The 23,640-nt window shown below is 50.6% G+C and carries 21 protein-coding genes; 17 read left to right on the top strand and 4 right to left on the bottom strand.

Annotated elements, in window-relative coordinates; genetic code table 11:
- Positions 1–3: 3 nt before the first annotated feature.
- The 8 genes from metL to argH all read left to right on the top strand — a co-directional run bounded on the left by metL (position 4) and on the right by argH (position 11,912).
- Complete coding sequence (gene metL, locus MN202_RS15955; RefSeq protein ID WP_335737134.1) at positions 4–2,379, top strand: bifunctional aspartate kinase/homoserine dehydrogenase II; 2,376 nt, start codon at positions 4–6, stop codon at positions 2,377–2,379.
- A gap of 15 nt (positions 2,380–2,394) precedes the next feature.
- Positions 2,395–3,294 carry a methylenetetrahydrofolate reductase gene (metF, locus tag MN202_RS15950; protein WP_335737133.1) on the top strand — a complete coding sequence of 300 codons (900 nt, stop codon included), beginning with the start codon at positions 2,395–2,397 and terminating at the stop codon, positions 3,292–3,294.
- Between the two features lie 137 nt (positions 3,295–3,431).
- Entirely contained in the window at positions 3,432–6,422 is a 2,991-nt protein-coding gene (locus MN202_RS15945) for a diguanylate cyclase (RefSeq protein WP_335737132.1), read from the top strand.
- A gap of 121 nt (positions 6,423–6,543) precedes the next feature.
- Positions 6,544–7,590 carry an N-acetyl-gamma-glutamyl-phosphate reductase gene (argC, locus tag MN202_RS15940; protein WP_335737131.1) on the top strand — a complete coding sequence of 349 codons (1,047 nt, stop codon included), beginning with the start codon at positions 6,544–6,546 and terminating at the stop codon, positions 7,588–7,590.
- Positions 7,583–8,353: an acetylglutamate kinase gene (gene argB / locus MN202_RS15935; RefSeq protein ID WP_335737130.1), complete on the top strand. Its 771-nt coding sequence runs from the start codon at positions 7,583–7,585 to the stop codon at positions 8,351–8,353. The genes argC and argB overlap by 8 nt, the downstream gene beginning before the upstream one ends.
- 43 nt (positions 8,354–8,396) lie before the next feature.
- On the top strand, positions 8,397–9,311 hold the full coding sequence (locus MN202_RS15930; RefSeq protein ID WP_335737129.1) for an ornithine carbamoyltransferase: 915 nt from the start codon (positions 8,397–8,399) through the stop codon (positions 9,309–9,311).
- Positions 9,312–9,318: 7 nt separating this feature from the next.
- The gene (locus MN202_RS15925) at positions 9,319–10,527 is read left to right on the top strand and encodes an argininosuccinate synthase (RefSeq protein ID WP_335737128.1); all 1,209 of its coding nucleotides are present in this window, start codon (positions 9,319–9,321) and stop codon (positions 10,525–10,527) included.
- Between the two features lie 5 nt (positions 10,528–10,532).
- Complete coding sequence (gene argH, locus MN202_RS15920) at positions 10,533–11,912, top strand: argininosuccinate lyase (RefSeq protein WP_335737127.1); 1,380 nt, start codon at positions 10,533–10,535, stop codon at positions 11,910–11,912.
- A 46-nt stretch (positions 11,913–11,958) separates the two neighbouring features.
- Here the strand turns inward: argH and smrA are convergent, their stop codons facing one another.
- Together smrA and MN202_RS15910 are read right to left on the bottom strand one after the other, a co-directional pair.
- Positions 11,959–12,537, bottom strand: a complete 579-nt coding sequence (gene smrA, locus MN202_RS15915; protein WP_335737126.1) for a DNA endonuclease SmrA — start codon at positions 12,535–12,537, stop codon at positions 11,959–11,961.
- Between the two features lie 72 nt (positions 12,538–12,609).
- Positions 12,610–12,891 (bottom strand): hypothetical protein, encoded by a 282-nt coding sequence (locus MN202_RS15910; protein WP_335737125.1) that lies wholly within the window; start codon positions 12,889–12,891, stop codon positions 12,610–12,612.
- A gap of 184 nt (positions 12,892–13,075) precedes the next feature.
- Between MN202_RS15910 and MN202_RS15905 the strand changes: the two genes are divergently transcribed.
- Positions 13,076–13,480, top strand: coding sequence for a hypothetical protein (locus MN202_RS15905; protein WP_335737124.1), 405 nt, complete (start codon positions 13,076–13,078; stop codon positions 13,478–13,480).
- A gap of 1 nt (position 13,481) precedes the next feature.
- On the opposite strand, the gene MN202_RS15900 is transcribed toward MN202_RS15905, so the two are convergent.
- Positions 13,482–14,813 (bottom strand): M20/M25/M40 family metallo-hydrolase, encoded by a 1,332-nt coding sequence (locus tag MN202_RS15900; protein WP_335737123.1) that lies wholly within the window; start codon positions 14,811–14,813, stop codon positions 13,482–13,484.
- 125 nt (positions 14,814–14,938) lie between these two features.
- Here MN202_RS15900 and MN202_RS15895 point away from each other — a divergent pair, with 125 nt between their 5' ends.
- Positions 14,939–15,307 (top strand): response regulator transcription factor, encoded by a 369-nt coding sequence (locus MN202_RS15895; protein WP_335737122.1) that lies wholly within the window; start codon positions 14,939–14,941, stop codon positions 15,305–15,307.
- A 122-nt stretch (positions 15,308–15,429) separates the two neighbouring features.
- Positions 15,430–15,726: an ArsR/SmtB family transcription factor gene (locus MN202_RS15890; protein ID WP_335737121.1), complete on the top strand. Its 297-nt coding sequence runs from the start codon at positions 15,430–15,432 to the stop codon at positions 15,724–15,726.
- A 57-nt stretch (positions 15,727–15,783) separates the two neighbouring features.
- Here MN202_RS15890 and rpsT read toward each other — a convergent pair whose 3' ends face one another.
- The gene (gene rpsT / locus MN202_RS15885; RefSeq protein WP_027670768.1) at positions 15,784–16,053 is read right to left on the bottom strand and encodes a 30S ribosomal protein S20; all 270 of its coding nucleotides are present in this window, start codon (positions 16,051–16,053) and stop codon (positions 15,784–15,786) included.
- Between the two features lie 175 nt (positions 16,054–16,228).
- Between rpsT and murJ the strand changes: the two genes are divergently transcribed.
- Genes murJ through ispH form a run of 6 tightly spaced genes read left to right on the top strand, consistent with a single transcriptional unit; the run spans position 16,229 to position 23,502 of the window.
- Positions 16,229–17,803, top strand: coding sequence for a murein biosynthesis integral membrane protein MurJ (gene murJ / locus MN202_RS15880; RefSeq protein ID WP_335737120.1), 1,575 nt, complete (start codon positions 16,229–16,231; stop codon positions 17,801–17,803).
- 50 nt (positions 17,804–17,853) lie between these two features.
- Positions 17,854–18,822, top strand: a complete 969-nt coding sequence (gene ribF / locus MN202_RS15875; RefSeq protein WP_335737119.1) for a bifunctional riboflavin kinase/FAD synthetase — start codon at positions 17,854–17,856, stop codon at positions 18,820–18,822.
- Positions 18,819–21,647, top strand: a complete 2,829-nt coding sequence (ileS, locus tag MN202_RS15870; protein ID WP_335737118.1) for an isoleucine--tRNA ligase — start codon at positions 18,819–18,821, stop codon at positions 21,645–21,647. Before ribF ends, ileS begins: the two co-directional genes overlap by 4 nt.
- The gene (gene lspA, locus MN202_RS15865) at positions 21,647–22,135 is read left to right on the top strand and encodes a signal peptidase II (protein WP_335737117.1); all 489 of its coding nucleotides are present in this window, start codon (positions 21,647–21,649) and stop codon (positions 22,133–22,135) included. Before ileS ends, lspA begins: the two co-directional genes overlap by 1 nt.
- Positions 22,132–22,569 carry an FKBP-type peptidyl-prolyl cis-trans isomerase gene (fkpB, locus tag MN202_RS15860; RefSeq protein ID WP_335737116.1) on the top strand — a complete coding sequence of 146 codons (438 nt, stop codon included), beginning with the start codon at positions 22,132–22,134 and terminating at the stop codon, positions 22,567–22,569. The genes lspA and fkpB overlap by 4 nt, the downstream gene beginning before the upstream one ends.
- 3 nt (positions 22,570–22,572) lie before the next feature.
- Complete coding sequence (gene ispH / locus MN202_RS15855) at positions 22,573–23,502, top strand: 4-hydroxy-3-methylbut-2-enyl diphosphate reductase (RefSeq protein WP_335737115.1); 930 nt, start codon at positions 22,573–22,575, stop codon at positions 23,500–23,502.
- Positions 23,503–23,640: the final 138 nt, after the last annotated feature.

Raw genomic sequence — 23,640 nt, 5'->3', positions numbered from 1 at the left:
AGTATGTTAGTTCAAACGAAGCTACAACACCGCGCCGCTGCGCAGGTGCACAAATTTGGCGGTAGTAGCCTGGCGAATGCCGCACGCTTTGCCGCCGTGGCCGATATTATTACAGCACAACATCAGTCGCCGTTGTGGCTGGTGGTGTCTGCCCCGGGCGATACCACCGATGCTTTGTTGCACATTATTGCCTGTGCCAACGACAGCAATGCCAGAGACAGGGCGGTTAGTGCACTGCAGCTGCAACTTAGCGAACTGGTGCAGCAGGCATTACCGCCAGCCGCAGCACAAGGTGTTTGTCTGCAATTGCAGCAATGGTTGGCTGCGGTACCGGATTGGTTAGCACAACAGCAAGCCAATGATGTGCTGGCGCTTGGCGAGCGTCTGTCCGCCTTGTTGTTAAGTGAAGTGCTGCAACAACGCGGCATCAATGCTGTGGCCTTAGATGCGCGCGACTTTTTGCGTTTAAAGCAGCACCAGCCAGATTGGCAACAATCGGCGGCATTGCTGGCAGAACTTACACAGCCAGATACAGTGCATGTGGTGACCGGTTACATTGCCCGCGATGAAAAAGGCCGGAGCATTACACTGGGCCGTAATGGCAGTGATTACTCGGCGACCTTAGTTGGGGCTTTGCTGAATGCTGCTGAAGTGACCATCTGGACCGATGTAAAAGCAATTTACAGTGCTGATCCACGCAAAGTGGCTGCCGCCCTGCCGTATCAGCAGGTAAGTTGGCCGCAAGCCTGTCAGCTGGCACAACTGGGTAATCCGGTATTGCATGCCCGGACCTTGTCAGCACTAAGTGGCCGCGATACGACTTTGCTGGTACGCAGCAGTTATCAGCCGGATCAAGCGGGGTGCAAAGTGGTACAACATGAGGCGAATGCGCAGAATTTTATTACTGAACTGGCGGATGTCACCTTGCTGACTTTGCATCAGGACAATCAAATCAGTGCCGCGGCGTTAGCGCTGGAGCTACAACAACCGGTTATAGCGCTGCCGCAACAAGGCGATAATCATAATTGGTTACTGCCGACGGTTTGTGCTGAGCAGGCATTGGCCTGGTTAGCTGCGAAAAATGTGCATGCGGTCTGGGATACCCGGCGTTACCATGCCCTGGCCTGGTTAAAGGCAGATACCAAAGCATCAGCCGTGAGTGCCGATCAGCTGTTAACCGCAGCCTTGCATCGCTATGAGACGGCGCAGCAGATCATCTGGTTGTTTGCAGAGCCGTTAGCCGCAGACTTACTGCAACAGGTGCATCAGCAACTGGTGCAGCCGCAACAGCAATTACATTTGGTTGTTGCAGGCAGTGGAAATGTCGGTAGTGAGTTTTTACGCATGCTGGCAGCCCAACAGCAGCGTTTCCAGCCTAAATTGCAGATCCAGCTGTCTGGGGTGTTAAATTCGCGCCGGGCGGTGCTGCAACAAGATATCAGCATCAGCAACTGGCAACAGGCATTGGCTGCGGGGCAGCCATGGCAACTGACAGAATTAACGGCTTACCTGGCGGCATTGCCAGGCCGTAAAGTACTAATTGATAATACACCCAGCGCAGAGTTTTCCCGCAATTATCCGCAGTTTATTGCTGCCGGTTGCGATCTGATTAGCGCGAATAAACAAGGCGTAACGCTGCCAGGTACCGAATATCAGCAGATCAGGCAGGCGCTAGTGCAGCATCAGCGGCAATGGCTGAGTAACACTACCTGTGGCGCGGGCATTCCGGTGCAGCGTACTTTGCAGGAGCTACTCAGTGCCGGCGATAGCATTAAGCAGGTTAGTGGTATTTTTTCCGGCACCCTGTCGTGGTTGTTATGTAAGTATGATGGCAGTAAGCCGTTTTCTGACTTTGTGCTTGAGGCGCAGCTGGGCGGTTTAACCGAGCCGGACCCGCGTGATGATTTATCCGGCAAGGATGTGCAGCGCAAACTCCTGGTATTGGCGCGTGAGTTGGCGTTAAACCTGGAACTGGAACAGATTGCGTTGCAGCCATTATTACCAGCAGGGCTGGAGCAGGGCAGCTGGCAGGATTTCTGGGCACAGCGGGAACAGCTTGATAACGCTATGGCTGAACTGTATGCCAGGGCGCAAGCCGAGGGTAAAGTGCTGCGCTACGTTGCCAGTTTAGCGCTGGCTGATGATAAACCCGTGGCCAAAGTAGCAGTTGAGGCCGTATCAGCGCAGCATGCATTGGCGGCAATAGCACCTTGTGACAATGTATTTGTTATCGAATCTGCCTGGTATGACACTAACCCGCTGGTGTTAAAGGGCCCTGGTGCGGGTAAGGTGGTGACGGCCGGTGGCCTGCATGCCGATTTAGCGCAACTGATTAATCAACTTATTGGTCTGGCCGCAGCGCCGGTATCACTGACGTAACAAAAGAGAATCGTTATGGCATTTGCAAATGCACAGTATTTAGAGGCAATAAACCGCAACCTGCAGGACGTGGCAGGCAAGGTAAACGTCAGCTTTGAGTTTTTTCCACCAAAAACACCGCAGATGGAGCAAACTTTGTGGCAGTCGATTGAACGGCTGGCACCACTGGCACCGACTTTTGTTTCAGTTACCTATGGTGCTAATTCGGGTGAGCGTGATCGTACCCACGACATTATTAAGTCGATTAAACAACGCACAGGTTTAATAGCCGCGCCGCATTTAACCTGTGTTGACGCGACCAAAGATGATTTAATCTCCATTGCGAAAGATTACTGGCAAAACGGTATTCGCCATATAGTCGCACTGCGCGGCGACTTGCCGCCAGGCAGTACGTCTAAACCGGATTTATACGCGGCAGATTTGGTAGAGATACTGCGCTCGGTAGCTGATTTTGATATTTCAGTGGCGGCTTATCCTGAAGTGCATCCGGAAGCACCGAATGCTCAATTCGATTTACTGAATTTAAAACGAAAAGCCGATGCCGGTGCGTCGCGAGCTATTACGCAGTTTTTCTTTGATATAGAGAAATTTCTGCGCTATCGCGACCGCTGCGCTGCCATTGGTATTGATGTGGATATTATTCCCGGCATTTTACCGGTAACCAATTTTCAGCAGCTGAAAAAATTCGCGGCGCTGACCAATGTCGCCGTACCGCAGTGGATGCACAAAGCCTATGACGGTCTGGATAACGATGCCACGACGCGTAATCTGGTGGCGGCCAGTATTGCGATGGAAATGGTGAAAGTACTAAGTCGCGAAGGTGTCGATCATTTTCATTTTTACACCCTTAACCGCAGTGAGCTCAGTTATGCCATTTGTCACTTGCTGGGGGTGCGGCCACAGTTGGCTGTGTAAGTGCTGTGGGTGTGCCTGCAACTGACAGGCACTATTGAGTGCAGCTACTGCGCCGAGCTTGGCGACAACGAAAAATTAAGTTACTCTGTTCCCGACTAGTGCTTTAGCATTTGCTGTTTTAGCAGGGATAGAGTGATATGCATTGGATAAAAAACTGGCGCAATACAGTCAGTTGCAGTAAATACCTTATGCTATGCTCGGTGTTTTTTCTGGCATCGCCGGGTGCTGGTGCAGTTGCATCGGCTGAGCCCGCTATTAAGTTAAACAACTACTTTCAGGAAAGCTGGACCACCCGCGACGGTTTACCCCACAACACCATTAACAGCATCAGCCAAAGTGACGACGGATACCTGTGGATAGCAACCTGGGAAGGCCTGGCTCGTTTTAATGGCCGTAGCTTTACCATTAAAGGCCGGGGTAAACAAACCGGTTTGCCGGACTCGGGGATCAGAGCCATAGCACGTGATAATGCCGGCGCCCTGCTGGTAGTAGGTTCGCGTGGTGGTTTTGCCCGGCGTGCTACAGCAGGCTGGCAACATTGGCCAGCGCTTAACGTGTTGCTAAATGCCGTGGCTGAGGATTCGCACGGTGGTTATTGGCTGGCCAGTGAAGGACAAGGGCTGTTTTACCAGCATACCGACGGCAGCCGGCGGCAATATACTACGACTGACGGGCTGCCCAGCAATGTCGTGCACTCGGTTTTGGTGGATACAGCAGGCCGGGTCTGGATTGGCTCTGGTCGTGGTGTTGCAGTTATTACTCCCGACTTGCCTGACAGCATTACAACTCTTACCAATGTACCACCAATACCGGTGTTTGCACTGCTGCAACAGCGGGATTCCTTGTTGTTTGGCACTGAACGCGGCCTGTACCAATGGCAGGCAGGTAACACTAGCCTGTTGCGGCCAGAGCTGGCGCAAATGCCGGTATCGGCACTGCTACAGCGCAATGACGAGCTATGGATAGGCACTACAGATCGGGGTTTATTGCGTCTTACAGCCGGTGTGCTGGAGCAGCTGACCATTGATGCCGGCTTACCGAATAACCGAATTTTATCTCTATATCAGGATCGCGAAGACAGCGTTTGGGTTGGCACCAATGGCGGCTTATTCCGCCTGCGTGAAGCGCCCTTTGTAACCTATGACACTGAGCGTGGTTTAGCCGGTGATTATGTCCGGGCGGTGTTAGCGCACAGTGACGGCAGCATTTGGGTGGGCAGCAGCCAGGGGCTTAACCGGATAAATGGTCAACAGATAGAACAGCTGGATTTGTCTGCATATAGCCGCGGCCAGTCAGTATTGAGTTTAAGTGAAGCTGCCGATGGTAGCGTCTGGATCGGTACCTATACCGATGGAGCACTATTGTGGCGCAACGGCAGGGTAGAGCGGCATCTTCACCGTGATAATGGTTTGCTGACTAACGAAGTACGGGCCGTTTTACCAGATGCAAACGGTGTTTGGGTTGGCACGGCGCAAGGCTTAAATTATGTCTCTGCCAACGGCGTTACTGCTTATGGTACTCAGCATGGCTTACCGGCTCCTTTTATCATGGCATTGTATCAGCACACAGATGGTCGCTTATTTATTGGTACCGGTGGTGGTGTTGCCATTATGCAAACCGATGGCAGTATTAGCGCACTGGATTTCAGTGCACTGGACGGTGCCGAATATGCCTTTGGCTTTACTCCAGACCCGCTGTTAGATCTGCTATGGATGACCACAGATCGTGGTTTGGTTGCTTATAATTTGGCGGATGCTGGGCTTAGCATGTTAGGGCGTAACGTCGGTTTGCCGTTTGATAAACTGTTTCAGGCGGTGGCCGATAACAGCCATCATCTGTGGATCAGCAGCAACAGGGGCATTTTACGGCTGCAACGCGACAACTTAACGGCTGTGCTTACCGGTAAACAAGATAGCTTAGCGTACGAGTTATTCGGTGAAAGCGATGGCATGCAAAGCTCGCAAGCCAATGGCGGTTCTATGTCGGCTGCGGCATTGGCTGCAGACGGTGCTGTCTGGTTTGCTACTTCTAAAGGTGTCAGCTGGGTACAGCCGGGTATTTTGCAACGTTTTGCCAGCCATGTCCCGCCGGTAGTAATTGAAGGATTACGGGTTAATGGCGCAGAGCTGTCACTACAGCAAGATATCGTTTTGGCACCGGGGGCAAACCGGTTGGAGTTTGCTTTTGCTGGCCTGGGCTTTGTGATGCCACAGCGGATCCAATATCGCAGCCAGCTGATAGGCTTTGATGACGATTGGATAGACCGTGGTAGCCAGAATGTGGCGGAATACACCAATTTGCCGCCGGGAGATTATCAGCTAAAGGTTGCCGCTGCTTACCCTCAGGGGGGCTGGAGTGAGCATCATGCCAATATTCGCTTTACTATTTTGCCCTATTACTGGCAGCAACCATTGTTTTGGGCACTGCTCACCAGCTGCCTGGTCCTGTTGTTAGTTTTGGCGCTGCGCTGGCGCTTGTTACAACTTAAATACCGGCAGCAGCAGTTACAGCAGCAGGTGGCAGAGAAGACCGTTGAATTGCAGCGCCAGGCCGATTATTTAACCGCGGCTGATTTAGATCGTTCAAAGTTGCTGGAACAATTAAAAATTCAGGCACAAGAGTTTGCCTTGCAAGCCCGCTTAGATGCGCTAACCGGCTTGGCGAACCGGCGCGCCTTTGATGAGGCATTGGCACGTGAGTGCGCCCGTTCGCGACGGGCAAAACTGCCATTAACGCTGGTGCTGTTAGATATCGATCACTTTAAGCATGTAAATGACACTTATAATCACAGCATTGGTGATGAGATCCTTAAACTGGTGGCCAGCCTGATCAGTTCACATTGCCGAGAAGATGATACCTTTGCACGCTGGGGTGGCGAGGAGTTTGCGCTGCTGCTGCCCAATACATCAGCCCTGGTAGCGCGCGATATCTGTGAGCGTATTCGTCAGGCCATAATGCTAACTGATTGCAGTGCTGTGGCGCCCGGCTTAAAACTGACGATAAGCATGGGTATTGCTGAATATGCCGGCGAAGCTCAGCATGAGCGATTATTGTCACGCTCAGACAGCGCTTTATATCAGGCGAAAAAGCACGGCCGTAACCGGATCGATATCGCTTTACCTATGTGAATCTGTATAAAAATTCACAAAAACAGAATAATAATTCTTGAAACTGCATGGCGGCCGTTCTACACTAGCGGCTGTTTCGTGCTATACCTATACGTTATTTATTGTTCGAGAGCCGTAATCAATGTTATCAACTGACAAATCTTCTTCTTCTTCTTTAGTACGCGGCATTGTATTAGGTGCTGCCGGTTACAGCGGTGCTGAGCTGGCAGTAATTTTAGCGCGCAATCCGTTTTTTGAGCTCTGTGGTGCCTATGCTTCTGCCGGGCGTAATGCCGAGCCATTTTCTGCTTTGTATCCGCGGTATAAACAGCAACTGGATATTTTAGTGCAACCGTGGACAGATGAGCTGGCAGCAGACTTAAACGGCAAGATTGATGTTGCCTTTTTAGCCCTGCCACATGAAGCCAGCGAAGCAGTAACCCCGTTGTTGCTGGCGCAGGGTATCGATGTGGTGGATTTATCCGGTGCCTTCCGGCTGAAGCAATTGCAGCTGTATCCTAAGTATTATGGATACGAACATCAGCATCCCGAACTGTTAGAAGAAGCGGTATATTCCTTAATGGAATGGCAAACTACGCCATTGCCACGCTTAATTTCGGTACCAGGCTGTTACCCTACGGCCTGTTCACTGGCATTGTTGCCGCTGTTAAAAGCGGATTTAGTGGCAGACAATTGTATTCCGGTGATCAACGCCACCAGCGGCGTATCCGGTGCCGGCCGTAAAGCGGCACTTAACACCTCATTTTGTGAAGTCGGCTTAAATGCCTATGGCTTTTTTAAACACCGCCACCGGCCGGAAATAGAGCAAAACCTGGGCCGCAAAGTAGTATTTACGCCGCATCTGGGTAATTTTAAGCGCGGTATCCTGGCTACCAGCGTAGTAACGTTAAAAACAGGAGTCACCGCAGAGCAGGTAACCGCAGCCTTTAATAACGCCTATGCCGGCAAGCCGTTAGTACGTTTAGTGTCACACTCACCCAATGTGGCCGATGTGGCAGGTACGCCGTATTGCGATATTCACTGGCAGCAGGATGGTGAGCAACTGGTAGTAGTATCGGCTATCGATAACCTGTTAAAAGGCGCAGCCGCCCAGGCGATGCAGGCGGCTAATGTGCGTTTTGGCAAGCCGGAAACTGCGGGCTTATTTGCAGGGGTGAGCCATGAATAATACACCTCTGGTATTAAAAATGGGCGGCCGCTTGTTGCAGGACGACAAGGCGCTGGATGCTTTACTGGCGGTTTGTGCCGAATTAAAACAGCAGTACCCGTTGGTGCTGGTGCATGGCGGCGGTGATCAGGTTGATCAGTGGCTGGCCAAATTTGGTTTTCATACTGAAAAACTCGACGGCCAGCGTATTTCACCGGCTGAGCAAATGCCGGTAATCGCAGGGGCCTTAGCTGGCGCAGTAAATGCGCATATGGTTTCGCGCGCATCGTTGCAGGGTTTAAAGCCGGTCGGTTTAACCTTGTCTGCCGGTAACAGCTGCCGGTTTGAGTTAAATACTAAACTGGGTGCTGTCGGTGTGGCCAAACCACAAGACGGCACTTTACTGCAAACCTTGTTGTCTGGCGGTTTTACGCCGGTATTCAGCTCCATAGGTCATGGCGAACAAGGTCAGTTATTAAATGTAAATGCCGATTTAGCTGCCGCAGCGATCTGCCAGCTGGTTCAGGGGCAACTGGTGTTGCTGACCGACGTACCGGGTATTCTAGATGGCGAAGGTAAGCTTATCAGTGAGCTGAACAGTAGCCAGGCCGCAGCATTGGTCACACAGGGCGTGATTAAAGGCGGCATGAAAGTTAAATTAGATGCTGCTTTAGACACCGCTCAGGCGCTGCGACGAAGTATTACCGTCGCGGGCTGGCAACACCCGCAAGATCTGTTAAATCTGATGCGACAGCAAGCAGTAGGCACGCGCATCGTCTGTTAGTCCCTTAAACAAGGATGCCGCACTGGCGGCAGGTCGATCGAAAATGAGTAAACTGAACCAACTATTGAGTCTGGCTGAATTAAGCCCGGCAACGCTTAACGATTTGCTGAATTTAGCGCTGAATGTAAAGCAGCAGCCGGAAAAATATACCCGGGCACTGGCAGGTAAAAGCATTGCGCTAATCTTTGAAAAGCCCTCGCTACGTACCCGCGTCAGTTTTGATGTCGGTATTTATAAACTGGGTGGCCACAGTGTGTATCTGGACCAGCAAAACGGCGCCATGGGTAAACGCGAAACCGTGGCCGATTTTGGCCGTAACCTCGCTTGCTGGACCGACGCTATAGTGGCGCGGGTCTTCTCGCAGCAAACATTAGAGCAACTGGCACAGGCCAGCCACAAGCCGGTAATTAATGCGCTGAGTGATTTATATCACCCGTGCCAGGCACTGGCCGACTTGCTGGCGTTAAAAGAGCGTTTTGGCGATTTAAGCAAAGTACATCTGGCTTATGTCGGCGATGGCAATAACGTTTGTCACTCGCTGATGATAGGCGCTGCGCTTAGTGGTATGAAGATGACTGTGGTGACGCCACAGGGATTTTCGCCCGATGCGCAGGTGCTGCTTAATGTGCAGAAAATTGCCCTTGATACCGGTGCTGTGCTGGAGCTAAGCCCGCATTTATCTGCCGCTGCCGGCGCCGATGCTATCTATACTGATACCTGGCTGTCGATGGGCGATAAAGCCGATCCTGAACTTATTGAACGGGTATTTAAGCCTTATCAAATCAACACCGCTGTAATGCAACGGCTGGCGGTGAAGTATTTTATGCATTGTTTACCGGCACATCGCGAACACGAAGTTACCAGCGAGGTGCTCGACAGCGAAGCGTCACTTGTATTGCTGCAGGCGGAAAACCGCATGCATGCCCAGAATGCGGTATTAATCAGTTTATTTGCGTGAGGACACTATGAGTATTAAAAAAGTCGTTTTAGCCTATTCCGGCGGTCTGGACACTTCGGCCATCGTGCCCTGGTTAAAAGACAATTATAACTGCGAAGTCATCGCCTTTGTTGCCAACGTTGGTCAGGGTGATGAAGAGCTGGCCGGAGTTGAGCAAAAAGCCATTAACTCCGGTGCCAGCAGTTGTCATATTGTTGACCTGCGTGAAGAGCTGGTAAAAGAAGTCATTTACCCGACGCTGAAAACCGGTGCCGTGTACGAAGGCCAGTATTTGCTGGGTACCTCTATGGCGCGGCCGGTTATTGCCCGGGCTCAGGTAAAGTTAGCGCTGGAACTGGGCGCCGATGCGCTGTGCCACGGCTGTACCGGTAAAGGTAATGATCAGGTGCGGTTTGAAGGAGCCTTTGCTGCGCTGGCGCCGCAATTAACGGTTATCGCACCGTGGCGCGAATGGCAGTTTAATTCACGCCAGTCTCTGCTGGACTATTTAGCTGAGAAAAAGGTGCCTACCACGGCATCGGCCACCAAAATATACAGCCGCGATGCTAACTTATGGCATATCTCGCACGAAGGCGGCGAGCTGGAAAACCCCTGGTGTGAGCCATCTGAGCAGGTGTGGATGTGGACCAAATCACCGGAACAGGCACCGGATCATGCAGCCTACGTTGAGCTGAGCTTTGATAAAGGTGAGCTGAGCAAAATTAATGGCCATGCCGTTGCCCCGGTAGCGGCGATTGAACTGTTAAACGAAATTGGCTCTGAGCATGGTGTAGGCCGGATTGATATCGTCGAAAACCGTTTAGTGGGTATGAAGTCACGCGGTTGCTATGAAACGCCGGGCGGCACCATTTTAATGGCAGCATTAAAAGGCCTGGAAGCGCTGGTATATGACCGTACTTCACTGAAATACCGTGAAGAAGTGGGCCAGGAATTTGCCCAACTGGTATATGACGGCCGTTGGTTTACGCCATTAAAAGATGCGCTGCTGGCAGCGGCTACCTCGCTGGCCGAACAGTTAACCGGTGATGTGGTCATTAAGCTGTACAAAGGTAATGTTACCGTGGCCAAGCGCCGCTCGCCAAACTCGCTGTACTCTGAAGCTTTCGCCACCTTTGAGGGCGATGAAGTGTACAACCAGAAAGATGCCGCCGGTTTTATCCGCCTGTACAGCCTGGCCAGCCGCATCCGTGCGCTGCATCAGCAACAAAAGGGTTAATTGTCATGGCAATGTGGGGCGGAAGGTTTCAGGAAGCAACCCTGGCTGAGTTTCGTGACTTTAACGACTCGCTAAGTTTTGATTATCTGCTGGCGCAGCAGGACATTCAGGCGTCGCGCGCCTGGGCGCAGCAACTGGCGCAGGCCGGTATTATCACTGTTGATGAAGCGGCACAGCTTGATGCCGGCTTGGCCGATTTAGCGGTGGCGATAGAGGCCGACGCTAAGCTGCCGCTGCAAACCAGTGAAGAAGATATTCACAGCTGGGTAGAAGCGCAGCTAACGGCCAAATTGGGTGCGGTAGCAAAAAAGCTGCACACCGGCCGCAGCCGTAATGATTTAGTCGCGACTGACTTGCGGCTATGGAGCAAACTGAACACACAACATGTGCGTCAGTCCTTGCTCGGCGCCATAGCAGCCTTACTCACCTTTGCCGATAAAGCCGGTACAGTCGTCATGCCTGGTTTTACCCACTTGCAACGGGCGCAACCGGTATTAGTCGCACACTGGGCGCTGGCTTATGTCGAGATGTTTAAGCGCGATGTCAGCCGGTTAGACGATGCGCTGGCGCGGATGGATGTCTGTCCGCTCGGTTGTGGCGCTTTAGCCGGTACCGGTGTGTCGGTTGATCGTGAACAATTGGCGCAGCGTCTGGGTTTTGCCAGCGCCGCGCTAAACAGCCTGGATGCGGTATCCGATCGCGACTACGTGGTGGAGCTATCTGCCGCTGCCAGTATCTGTATGACGCATTTATCGCGCTTATCCGAAGATGTAATTTTCTTCTGCTCTGGTGAGGCGGGCTTTTTCAAACTGGGCGATGCGATAAGCTCGGGCTCTTCGCTTATGCCGCAAAAGAAAAACCCCGATGTATTTGAGCTGCTGCGCGGTAAAACCGGCCGCGTGTTGGGGCATTTAGTGGCGATTTTACATGTGCTGAAAGGCCTGCCACTGGCGTACAACAAAGATATGCAGGAAGACAAGCAGGGCTTTTTTGACCTGATGGCCACCTGGCAGCAGTCGTTGTTGGTGCTGGCTACGGTGTTGCCGCATTTAAGTGTCAACGAGGCGCAGTGCCGTCTGGCGGCAGAGCTGGGCTACAGCAACGCCACCGACTTAGCTGATTATCTGGTTGGCAAAGGCATGCCATTTCGTGATGCTCACGAGGTGGTAGGCGAGCTGGTGGTGCACGCCGCTAAGCAGCAACTGGCATTGGAAGCTTTACCGCTGAGTGAAATGCAGCAGTTTAGCGGCTTGATTAGCGACGATGTTTATCCTGCACTGCAACTGGAGGCCGGTTTGCAAAAACGAGCCGCACTGGGGGGGACTGCACCGCAGCAGGTGCTGGCGGCGTTAGCTAAGGCAAAACAGTGGTTTGACACTATCTGAAAACAAGCCCGCACTGCGGGCTTTTTATTTAACGCAGGCTTTATACTCAGCGCTTAGCGTGGCGTTCGCGGTTGTCGCGTTTTTGCTCAGCATTTTTTTGCAGCAACACATAAGTGGCAGCATAACCACCGTGTTGCTTTTGTGCGGTATTACACGCTAATACAATTGGCATTTGCGGCAACCACTTAAACACATAGCTGCGCAAAATGGCCGGATGTGGTTTGCTGTTACGGCCCATACCATGCTGAATAAGCAAGGTGCGGATACCGCGTTTATGGCAGTCTTCGATAAAAAAGAATAATTCACGCCGCGCATCGGACAGACTTTTGCCCAGCAGGTTTAACGTCGCATCGGTCTGGTATTTACCCAGTCTTAAATTGCGGTAAACTCCTTCTTGCACGCCGTCTTTTTTATAGCTAAAAGGCTCGTCTGGCTTAACTAAATCAACATACTCCATGCTGAGATAGTTGGCATCGTATTCCATGTCCTGCTCGGCAGCCTTACGGCGGGCCTGCTGCGCCAGCGTAGGATTGAACTCGCCACTGTCCGGTAATACCTCATCCTGTGACAATGGCTTAACGCCAGACATTTCCTGCAAAAACAGCTCTAGCTCATCGTTTTGCATCACGCTACTCCTGTGACCAACCGGGCTGGTTATTATAACGAAGCCCGGCCATGGACAGAAGTCGGTTAACGCTTAATCTGCCTGACTGACAAGAGGGGTTGCAGTGGCGGCTTCGCTGGCTTTGGTCGCTCTGCGTGCCTGTGCAAAGCGCAACAAATAATATGCGTTTATTAGTAATACTAATAAATTTGAGATGACACCCTGCGGTATTGCAATATGGCTGTAATAAACAAACAACAAGCTGCAACCCACTAATGTTGCCAGTCGTAGCCAAAATACATCTTTAATAAAAAACGCGCCAATGCATATTGTTAGCCCAACCCAACTTATAACATCGAACAAAATGGTGTCCATGGCGTGCTTCCAATAAACCAGCGTGACTAAAAATTGCGCGCATTATGCTGCTCGGATCTGTTTTACACAATTGAAGAATTTTGCATCCATCAGATTAGTTAAATTAATGCTTTGAAAAAGTATTCTGGCAGCTTAGTAAAGCTGCGCTAGACTTAACTGTGGCTAAGCAAGCAAGGAGTCGCTTATGTTGCCGTCAAAGTTATACGAGGCCTTACCCTATGTATATATTGGTACCGGTGTCGCGGTATTATTAAACTATGGGAACTGGTTAGCTGTGGTGTGTGCTTTGCTGTTAACTCTGGCAGGTGCAGTTATTTGGATCCTGCGTTCGGACAACCGGCGTTCTGATGTCAAAGGTGCCCGTTATAAATACGGAGGCAAGCTACCATTTTGGTACTATGAAATGTTGCCTTTCCTCTGTGTGATGTCAGCGCTGTTTGTATTTTCCGTGTCAAAAAATATGTATTTTTATCCCTTTGCCATGATGTTACTTGGTGTCGGCACTCATTTATGGTTGCTGCGCGGCAGCTATCGCAAACATCAGCGACCGCAGCAAAAGCTGCAGCCGCTAAAGTATCATCAACGCTGACTTACTGACGTAAATCTATGCTGCTATTGGCTATCGCCGCGGTGGTGACTAGCCAGGCCGCAAGGTTTTGCTGCATAGCGGCTGGGTCTATTTTGTCCATCGTATCGTTGGGCGTATGGTGATAGTCAAAATAATCAGTACCGTCCTGTTGCAGGCTAACTACAGGTACGCCCTGTGCTTTCAGTACTGACACATCCGGGCCACCGCTGGCGGTATTGTCACCTGGTTCAACACCTAAAGCTGCCAACTGTTGTTGCAGGGTTTTAGCAAAGCTTAGGGCGTTAGGGCCAAAGCCGGTGTCCAGCCGCCAGATCCGGCCGGCACCAAAATCAGACTCGGAAGCAAACACATGCTGTTTTAGCTTAGCTGCATGTTTAGCGGCATAAGCCCGGGCGCCGACCAGGCCGCCTTCTTCATTGCCAAACAAAACTACCCGAACCGTCCGCTCAGGCCGGCCTTGTTGTTTTAGCAGGGCGCCGGTGGCCATAACAATACCTACACCCGCGCCATCGTCCAGTGCGCCTGTACCTTCATCCCAGGAGTCGATATGGGCACTTATCAGTACAATTTCGTCCGGTCTTTTGCTGCCGGTAATTTCTGCTATTACATTGTGGCTTACTACCTCACCGGGCAGTTTATTCTGCATTTGCAGCTGTAAGGTTAGCTCGGGCTGGCGGCTGAGCATTTTTTCCAGCTGAATAGCGTCGGGTACCGAAACCGCAGCGGCCGGAATGCGTGCGACATCGTCGCTATAGCGCATAATGCCGGTATGGGCAAAGCGGTTAATACTGGTACCGACAGAGCGGATAATAATCGCTTTTGCACCCAGTTTAGCTGCCTCTACTGCACCCTGGGCCCGGGCACCGACTACGGAGCCATAAAAAGTGCCGAGTTTATCTTTACCCATGCTTTTATTTATAAAGACAATTTTATCTTTTACATCAGCTGCATCGGCTTGCTTTAACTGCTCCAGGCTGTCAAACATAGCGACTTGAGCATTAATTCCATCAAAAGGTGTGCCGATTGAACCGCCTAAAGCGGTAACAACCAGGCTTTGCTGAAAAGGCGCACTGACAGTTAAGCTGGCCTGACCACGTTGCCAATATTGCATGGTAAAAGGCTCAGTCCACACCTTATCGTACCCCAGTTGCTTAAATTTTTGCTCGGCCCAGGCTACGGCTCTGGCATCGGCTTCGCTACCGGCAAGGCGCTGGCCAACTTCAACGGTAAGGGATTCGGTAAGTTGGTAAGCCAGGTTATTATCCAGCTTAAGTTCACTGGCATTTAGCTGCAGACTTAGTACGGCAGTTATTGTTGTTAGCCACAATTTCATCTTTTCATTCTGTCCCGTTGTTGGTAAAGTGAGCCCGACTTTACCACCTTTTGTCAGCTATCTCACCGTTTTAGCGCGTAAAAGGTGTTGTTTAAATGGAAAGTTTAAGGCAGTAAGGAAAGCTCATGCCGTCAGCATTATGTGCTTTGGTTGTCGATGATGTCGCAGCTGTGCGCAGTTATATCAGTCAAATTTTGCTCAGCCTTGGTGTTGTTTCTGTATTGGAAGCCGCAGATGGTGATAGCGCGACAAAGTTATTCAGCCAACACCGGCCCGATTTGGTATTTCTTGATATTCAGTTGCCAGATATTAACGGCCAGCAGTTATTGAAACGTTTTCGGCAACAGAATGAAAATGCCGTAGTGTTTATGGTTTCGGCGTTTTCCAGTGTCGATAACCTGAAAATGGCAGTAGAAAACGGCGCCCGGGCATTTGTAGTAAAACCTTTTACAATCAACCGCATTCATAAGTTAGTACAGCCCTTGTTACACTAAATGTGCAGCTTTGCTACAGTCTGCTAAATCTGGTTATTCTTTGTCAAATACGAATGATTATATTGTCGGTTGGTAAACAAATCGGTAATATCAGGGTTTTAGTCACGGCAGAGTAGTAACCAATGAATATGCAGGATATGTTAGCCAACTCGGCAAAAGCGGTAAAATTGTTGAAGGCAGTATCTAATGAGCGGCGATTGCTGATGTTATGCCACTTACTTGACGGAGAATTGTCGGTGGGTGAGTTAAATCAGAAATTAGAACTAAGCCAATCTGCTCTGTCGCAACATTTGGCACTGCTACGCCGGCATAAATTGGTGAAAACCCGTAAAGCAGCGCAAACAGTGTATTACAGCCTGAACAGCAAAGAAGCCGAAGCGCTGATAGCCTTATTGCATAAGCTGTACTGCGCTGACTAAGCGAATAACAGCAACAAAAAAGCCGGCAAAAGCCGGCTTTTTTGTTGGAGCTGTGTCTTAAGCAGCGCTTAATGCCTTAACATGGGCATTTAAACGAGCTTTATGACGTGCTGCTTTGTTCTTGTGGATCAGACCTTTAGAGGCCATACGATCAAGAACAGGCACCATTTTCTTGAATGCTTCAGTTGAAGCAGTTACGTCAGCAGTTAATACTGCCGCGTAGGTTTTCTTAATGAAAGTACGCATCATAGAACGTTGTGAAGCATTTTGCTGACGACGTTTTTCTGATTGAATTGCGCGCTTCTTAGCAGACTTAATGTTAGCCAAGGTAACACTCCTAAAAAACTAAACCGGACCCATCAAAGGCCGCATAATATGCCTATTTAATGGCCCGTTGTCAAATGCTTTAACGGTAAAGTCACAGATTTTAATCTGATAGCCTACTGGTAATCAGCAGCAGTAACGGGGCAAAATAGCCGCTGGCTAACAGAAGGAAGCATAAGTGTCGGCAAAGTTATTAAAATCAGGCCTGATTGTCAGCTTTATGACACTCATTTCCCGCGTGCTGGGCTTAATACGAGATGTGGTGGTAGCCAACTTTATCGGTGCCGGTGCAGCAGCCGATGTGTTCTTTTTTGCTAACCGGATCCCGAATTTTTTACGGCGCTTATTTGCCGAAGGTGCCTTTTCGCAGGCTTTTGTGCCGGTGTTGGCTGAAGTTAAAGCCAGGCATGGTGATGATGCAGTACGCGAACTGCTGGCTAAAGTGACAGGTAGTTTAGGTGTAGTCGTTACGCTGGTCACCTTATTTGGCGTAATTGCTTCACCGCTGGTAGCGATGTTATTCGGCATGGGTTGGTTTGTTGAATGGTTAAATGATGGCCCGCAGGCGCATAAGTTTGAACTGGCCAGCCTGATGCTGAAAATAACCTTTCCGTATTTGTGGTTTATCAGCCTGGTGGCCTTATCCGGTGCAATATTAAATACGTATAACCGCTTTGCTGTAGCGGCCTTTACGCCGGTGTTTTTAAATATTGCCATTATTGCCTGTGCCGTATTGCTGGCACCGACGCTGGACGAACCGGCGCTGGCGCTGGCCTGGGGAGTATTTATCGGCGGTGCTGTGCAGTTGCTGTTTCAGTTGCCGTTTTTGGCCAAAGCCGGTTTGCTGGTATGTCCCAAGTGGGGCTGGCGCGATGACAATGTCACTAAAATTCGTAAGCTGATGCTGCCGGCGCTGTTTGGCGTATCGGTAAGCCAGATAAACTTGCTGCTTGATACGGTCATAGCGTCATTTCTTCTGACCGGTGCCGTCAGTTGGTTGTACTACTCTGATCGGCTGATTGAGTTTCCTCTGGGGTTGTTTGGTATTGCCATAGCGACGGTGATATTACCGAATTTATCGCGCCACCATGCCAGTGAAAACAGCGCGCGGTTTAGCCAGACGCTGGACTGGTCTTTGCGCTTCGTTGCGCTGTTTGGCATACCAGCCATGGCTGGCCTGATGGTGTTGGCGCAGCCGATTATTGCGCTGTTGTTTATGCGCGGCGAGTTTAGCCAGCGCGATGTATTAATGGTGTCGTATAGCCTAATTGCCTATAGCAGCGGTTTGCTAAGTTATATGCTAATTAAAGTGCTGGCACCGGGATTTTATGCCCGGCAGGATATTAAAACGCCGGTGCGTATTGGTATTATTGCTATGGTAGCGAATATGCTATTTAACCTGATGTTGGCGCCGTTTTTAAGTTATGTCGGCCTGGCACTGGCGACGGCATTGTCGGCCAGCCTGAATGCGTTTTTATTGTACCGTGGTTTAAAACTGGCCGGAGTCTACCAACTGAGTAAAACCAGTCTGATATTTATCGTTAAACTGGTGTTTGCCAGCACTATTATGGCGGCCTTACTGTACTGGCAAACCCCCGATCTGCAAGCTTGGTTACAACTGGGTTTTACTGCTCAGGTGTGGCGTTTAAGCATGCTGTGTGGTTTAGCGGTGCTGGGGTATTTTGTAATGTTATGGCTGCTTGGTGTGCGTTTGCGGCATTTTAAAGCCAATTCTGTTGCTGAAAGCAATTGATTAAGTGGTTATAATGCGCGGTTTGTAGGCAAAGGTCAGATACGGCAGGCATGGAGTTAATTCGCGGCTTACACAATATTCAGCCCCGCCACCGCGGTTGTGTGCTGACCATAGGCAACTTTGATGGTGTACATTTGGGGCATCAGGCAGTGTTGGCCAAGGTCGTTGCCATCGCCCGGCAGATGCAGTTGCCCGCTTGCGTAATGTTATTTGAGCCGCAACCGCTGGAGTTGTTTGCCGGCGCAGCGGCACCGGCGCGCTTAACGCGGTTTCGGGAAAAATATGCGGCGCTGGCAAGTCTGGGCATAGATCGTTTGCTGTGCGTGCATTTTACGCCGGCCTTTGCGGCGCAGGCGCCAGAGCAATTTATTCAGCAATTGTTGCTTAAACAACTGGGTGTTGAGCAGTTAATTGTCGGCGATGATTTTCGTTTTGGTAAAAACCGCAGCGGCAGTTTCGAATTGCTGGCACTGGCTGCCGAGCAGCACCAGTTTGGTTTGTGCAGTACCTCCAGCTTGTTGCTGGGAGAGCAACGTATTAGCAGTACCCTGATACGCCAGGCGCTGGCTGAAGATGAATTAACCCTGGCAGCACAGATGCTGGGACGGCCTTTTGCGTTAACCGGCCGGGTACGGCATGGCCGTAAATTGGGTCGGGATCTGGGCTTTCCGACTGCCAATGTGTTTTTATACCGGCGTAAGCTGCCGGTAGCAGGTGTATACGCTATTACAGCCAATACCGTGTTTGGGCGTTATTATGGCGTGGCCAATATTGGTAACAGGCCGACGGTGCAAGGGCAACGACAACAGCTTGAAGCGCATTTATTTGATTTTAAAGGCGATTTGTACGGCAGCCAGATAGAGGTGTTATTGCAGCATAAATTGCGCAGTGAACAGCGCTTTGCTGGCCTGGCCGAGTTACAACAACAAATTGCTGCTGATGTAACAGCAGCAAAAGCATTTTTTCAGCATGACGCTATTGCACATGCCACTACTGATAAGACGGAACATAACGGATGAGCGACTACAAGCATACCCTGAATTTGCCGGAAACGGCTTTTGCGATGCGCGCCAATCTGGCGCAACGTGAGCCGCAAATGCTGGCCAAATGGACCGAAGCTGATTTATACGGCAAAATTCGTGCGGCTAAAAAAGGTAAAAAAACCTTTATTCTGCACGATGGCCCTCCCTATGCTAACGGCAATATTCATATTGGGCATGCAGTTAATAAAATCTTAAAAGACATTATTGTTAAAGCAAAAACGCTGGACGATTTTGATGCGCCCTATGTCCCCGGCTGGGATTGTCACGGCCTGCCTATTGAGCTGGTAGTAGAGAAGAAATACGGCAAGCCAGGCACTAAGCTGACAGCGGCAGAATTCAGACAAAAATGCCGTGACTATGCAGCGACGCAAATTGATGCCCAGCGCACTGATTTTATTCGTCTGGGCGTGCTGGGTGACTGGCAAAACCCATATCGCACTATGGATTATGGTTTTGAAGCTAATATTATCCGTTCGCTGGGAAAAATAATCAGTAATGGCCATTTGCAGCAGGGCTTTAAACCCGTGCACTGGTGTACCGATTGTGGTTCGGCACTGGCTGAAGCCGAAGTGGAATATCAGGACAAAGTATCACCGGCCATAGATGTACGTTTTGCTGTGGTTGATGAAGCCGTAGCCGATCGCTTTGATCATCCTGAAGGCAAACGTGGTACCGGTAAGGTATCGGTAGTTATCTGGACCACTACGCCCTGGACCTTGCCAGCCAACCGTGCCGTGGCATTAAATGCCAAACTCGATTACAGCCTGGTACAGGTAGAACAGGGGCCGCTGGGCGCTGAACGCTTAATTATTGCCACTGATCTGGTTAAAGATGTGATGGCCCGTGCCGGCATTGAACACTACCACGCGCTGGGGTTTGCCAAAGGTGCGGCGCTGGAACTGGTACAGTTAAAACACCCGTTGTACGACTTTAACGTGCCGCTGATTATGGGGGAACACGTAACTACTGACTCGGGTACTGGCTGTGTGCACACGGCGCCTGGCCATGGTCAGGAAGACTTTGTGGTTGGCAAGCAATATAACCTTGAAGTGGCTAACCCGGTAGGGGCCAATGGCGTTTACCTGCCTGATACGCCTTTATTTGCCGGCCAACATGTATTCAAAGCAAATGACAGCGTAGTAGAGGCGTTACAGGCTGCCGGAGCGCTGTTAGTACACAAAGCTTACAAACATAGTTACCCGCACTGCTGGCGGCATAAAACGCCAATTATTTTCCGTGCTACGCCACAGTGGTTTATCAGCATGGAACAGCAAGGCCTGCGTGCTACCTCACTGGCGCAAATTGAACAAACGCGCTGGATCCCGGACTGGGGTCAGCAGCGGATTGAAAAAATGGTTGAAGGCCGCCCTGACTGGTGTATTTCCCGCCAGCGTACCTGGGGTGTGCCTATCGCTTTATTTGTAGATAAAGATAGCGGAGCTTTACATCCAAATACTCAGCAACTGATTGAGCAAGTAGCGAAACTGGTTGAACAGGACGGTATTCAGGCCTGGTTTGATTTAGACGCTGTCACCTTGCTGGCAGATGACGCTGAGCAATACGTTAAAGTCAGCGATACGCTGGACGTCTGGTTTGATTCTGGTGTTACACATGCCTGCGTGGTTGACGTACGGCCGGAATTTGGCGGTGCCGATCAGGCCGATTTGTACCTCGAAGGTTCGGATCAACACCGTGGCTGGTTTATGTCGTCATTAATGACCGGTGTAAGCATTAAGCACAAAGCACCTTACAAACAGGTGCTGACACATGGTTTTACAGTCGATGCTGATGGCCGCAAGATGTCAAAATCGCTGGGTAATGTGGTATCGCCACAGGATGTCATGAATAAACTCGGCGCCGACATACTGCGCTTATGGGTGGCCACGACCGATTACACCTCAGAAATGACAGTATCGGATGAAATTTTAAACCGAGCTGCCGATAAGTACCGCCGTATTCGTAACACCGCACGCTTTTTACTGGCGAATTTAAACGGCTTTAACCCGGCTACCGATGTGGTGCCATTTGAGCAGATGGTTGAGTTGGATCTGTGGGTAGTAAACCGTGCCGCTAAGCTGCAACAAGAAATTATTGAAACCTATGATAACTATCAGTTCCATCAGGTGAGCCAGAAGCTGATGAACTTCTGTACCGTAGAGCTGGGTAGTTTTTATCTGGACGTGATTAAAGATCGGCAGTACACCGCCCATACCAATGGCGTAGCGCGACGCTCGTGTCAGACAGCGCTGTACCATATTGCCCAGGCGATGGTGCGCTGGATGGCACCTATTATGAGTTTCACTGCCCAGGAAATTTGGCAGGAGCTGCCGGGCGAACGCGATGAATTCGTGTTTACCGATGTTTGGTATACCGGCTTTAGCGGTTTAACCGCCGGAAAGTTTGACGATGCCTTCTGGCAGCAATTGCTGCAGGTGCGGGATGAGGTAAATAAAGTATTAGAGGCTGCACGGCGCGAAGAAAAAATCGGTGCTTCGTTGCAAGCTGAAGTGACCTTGTTTAGCTCAGAGGCACTGGCCGCAGATTTAGCCAAACTGGGCGATGAGCTGCGTTTTGTGCTGATTACCTCTACCGCACAGGTGAGCACTGCTGCTGCGCCTGCTGATGCAGTACAAACTGACTTGGCCGGCTTAAGCGTGCAGGTATCGGCGTCAACCGCTGCCAAATGTGGCCGTTGCTGGCATCACCGCCATGATGTTGGCAGCAATGCAGCCCATGCCGAATTGTGTTTGCGTTGCGTGTCGAATGTTGAAGGTGAAGGCGAACAGCGGGCATTTGCATAATGGTGTTATTTAAAGAAAGCGGTTGGCGGCTGTGGTGGCTGATGCTGTTAGTGTTAGTCGCTGACCAAATCAGTAAACAGGTGGTCATCGCCAATATGCAGCTGTTCGATTCTATCGAGCTGTTGCCGTTTTTTAACTTTACCTATGTGCGCAACTATGGCGCGGCGTTTTCGTTTTTAAGTGACGCCGGCGGCTGGCAGCGTTGGTTTTTTACCCTTATCGCGGTGGTGATAAGCGGCGTGCTGGCCGTGTGGCTGGCGCGTAATAACAAAACGCAGCTTAAACTTAATCTGGCGTTGAGTTTAGTGCTGGCCGGTGCCATAGGTAACCTGATTGACCGTAGCATTTACGGCTATGTTATTGATTTCTTGCATGTCTATTATCAAAACTGGCATTACCCGGCGTTTAATATTGCTGATTCGGCCATTTGTATTGGCGCTGCTTTATTAATTTGGGATAGTTTTAGCAACAATGAGGTGAAAAAGTGACAGATGCAGTAATAGCTGGCAGCAGCACAGTAATTTTTCACTTTGATATTAAGTTGTCTGACGGTAGTGCAGCAGAAAGCACCCGGGTGCATAACAAACCCGCCAAACTACAAATGGGCGACGGCAGTATTTCGCCAGCGTTTGAAGCCCAGCTTGCCGGCCTGAAAGCCGGTGACAAGAAAACCTTTACGCTGGCACCGGAAGATGCTTATGGCATGCCGAATCCGGACAATATTTACTATGTTGATCGCAGTAAGTTTTCTGCCGACGCCCCGGCAAAGACCGGCATGATTATTGGCTTTACCATGCCGGATGGCTCTGAAATGCCGGGTCTGGTGCGCGAAGTGGTGGGTGAGTCGGTGACTATAGATTTTAATCATCCACTGGCCGGGCAGACGCTGACCTTCAGTGTTGAAATTGTACAGGTAAGCTAAGTTATGGATATTTTACTCGCTAATCCACGCGGTTTTTGCGCCGGGGTAGATCGTGCCATCAGTATCGTTGAGCGGGCGCTGGAACTGTATGAGCCCCCTATTTATGTGCGCCATGAAGTGGTGCATAACAAATTTGTGGTAGATGGCCTGCGCCGCCGTGGTGCGGTGTTTGTAGATGAGCTGAACGAAGTACCGGACGGTAATATTGTTATTTTCAGTGCGCATGGTGTGTCGCAAGCGGTGCGCGAAAATGCCAAGCAGCGCGGCTTAAAAGTGTTTGATGCCACCTGTCCACTGGTAACTAAAGTGCATATGGAAGTGACCCGCGCCAGCCGAAAAGGTATTGAATGCATTCTGATTGGCCATGCTGGTCACCCGGAAGTGGAAGGCACCATGGGCCAGTATGATAACCCGCAAGGCGGTATTTATCTGGTGGAGTCGGCAGAAGATGTAGCAACACTGCAGGTTAAAAATCCGGCGCAACTGTGTTTTAGCAGCCAGACCACCTTATCAGTAGATGATACCGCCGACGTTATAGACGCGCTGCGTATCCGTTTTCCTGACATTGAGGGCCCGCGCAAAGATGATATTTGCTATGCCACGCAAAACCGCCAGGATGCCGTACGTGATTTAGCCAGCAAAGCCGACTTACTGCTGGTGGTGGGGGCTAAAAACAGCAGCAATTCAAACCGCTTGCGCGAACTGGCCGACAAAATGGGCTGTACAGCTTATTTAATTGATACCGCTGACGACATTCAGCAGGCCTGGCTTGATGGTGTCGCAGCGGTAGGCGTTACCGCTGGCGCTTCAGCACCGGAAGTACTGGTGCAACAGGTTGTAAAACAACTGCAGCAGTGGGGCGGTAAAGCCGTAAGTGAAAACCCGGGCCGCGAAGAAAACGTAGTGTTTGCCATACCGGCCGAGCTGCGCTAACGATACGTCAGCCAAAAGCCGCTGCAGCGCGGGTAATGTTGCAGCGGTTGCAATTTTATTAAACTAGCTCTTCCCTTTTTTTCATTTCTTGTGTCTAATTACGCCAAATTTAAGGTGTTTATCCATCTAAACGCCTGT

The sequence above is a fragment of the Rheinheimera muenzenbergensis genome (genome assembly GCF_036984005.1).
Classification (GTDB): domain Bacteria; phylum Pseudomonadota; class Gammaproteobacteria; order Enterobacterales; family Alteromonadaceae; genus Alishewanella; species Alishewanella muenzenbergensis.
This window is presented reverse-complemented; position numbering and strand designations above follow the sequence as displayed.

Coding starts and splice junctions, on each gene's coding strand:
- metL (WP_335737134.1), top strand. CDS start 4: ATGTTAGTTCAAACGAAGCTACAACACCGCGCCGCTGCGCAGGTGCAC.
- metF (WP_335737133.1), top strand. CDS start 2,395: ATGGCATTTGCAAATGCACAGTATTTAGAGGCAATAAACCGCAACCTG.
- MN202_RS15945 (WP_335737132.1), top strand. CDS start 3,432: ATGCATTGGATAAAAAACTGGCGCAATACAGTCAGTTGCAGTAAATAC.
- argC (WP_335737131.1), top strand. CDS start 6,544: ATGTTATCAACTGACAAATCTTCTTCTTCTTCTTTAGTACGCGGCATT.
- argB (WP_335737130.1), top strand. CDS start 7,583: ATGAATAATACACCTCTGGTATTAAAAATGGGCGGCCGCTTGTTGCAG.
- MN202_RS15930 (WP_335737129.1), top strand. CDS start 8,397: ATGAGTAAACTGAACCAACTATTGAGTCTGGCTGAATTAAGCCCGGCA.
- MN202_RS15925 (WP_335737128.1), top strand. CDS start 9,319: ATGAGTATTAAAAAAGTCGTTTTAGCCTATTCCGGCGGTCTGGACACT.
- argH (WP_335737127.1), top strand. CDS start 10,533: ATGGCAATGTGGGGCGGAAGGTTTCAGGAAGCAACCCTGGCTGAGTTT.
- smrA (WP_335737126.1), bottom strand. CDS start 12,537: ATGCAAAACGATGAGCTAGAGCTGTTTTTGCAGGAAATGTCTGGCGTT.
- MN202_RS15910 (WP_335737125.1), bottom strand. CDS start 12,891: ATGGACACCATTTTGTTCGATGTTATAAGTTGGGTTGGGCTAACAATA.
- MN202_RS15905 (WP_335737124.1), top strand. CDS start 13,076: ATGTTGCCGTCAAAGTTATACGAGGCCTTACCCTATGTATATATTGGT.
- MN202_RS15900 (WP_335737123.1), bottom strand. CDS start 14,813: ATGAAATTGTGGCTAACAACAATAACTGCCGTACTAAGTCTGCAGCTA.
- MN202_RS15895 (WP_335737122.1), top strand. CDS start 14,939: ATGCCGTCAGCATTATGTGCTTTGGTTGTCGATGATGTCGCAGCTGTG.
- MN202_RS15890 (WP_335737121.1), top strand. CDS start 15,430: ATGAATATGCAGGATATGTTAGCCAACTCGGCAAAAGCGGTAAAATTG.
- ribF (WP_335737119.1), top strand. CDS start 17,854: ATGGAGTTAATTCGCGGCTTACACAATATTCAGCCCCGCCACCGCGGT.
- ileS (WP_335737118.1), top strand. CDS start 18,819: ATGAGCGACTACAAGCATACCCTGAATTTGCCGGAAACGGCTTTTGCG.
- lspA (WP_335737117.1), top strand. CDS start 21,647: ATGGTGTTATTTAAAGAAAGCGGTTGGCGGCTGTGGTGGCTGATGCTG.
- ispH (WP_335737115.1), top strand. CDS start 22,573: ATGGATATTTTACTCGCTAATCCACGCGGTTTTTGCGCCGGGGTAGAT.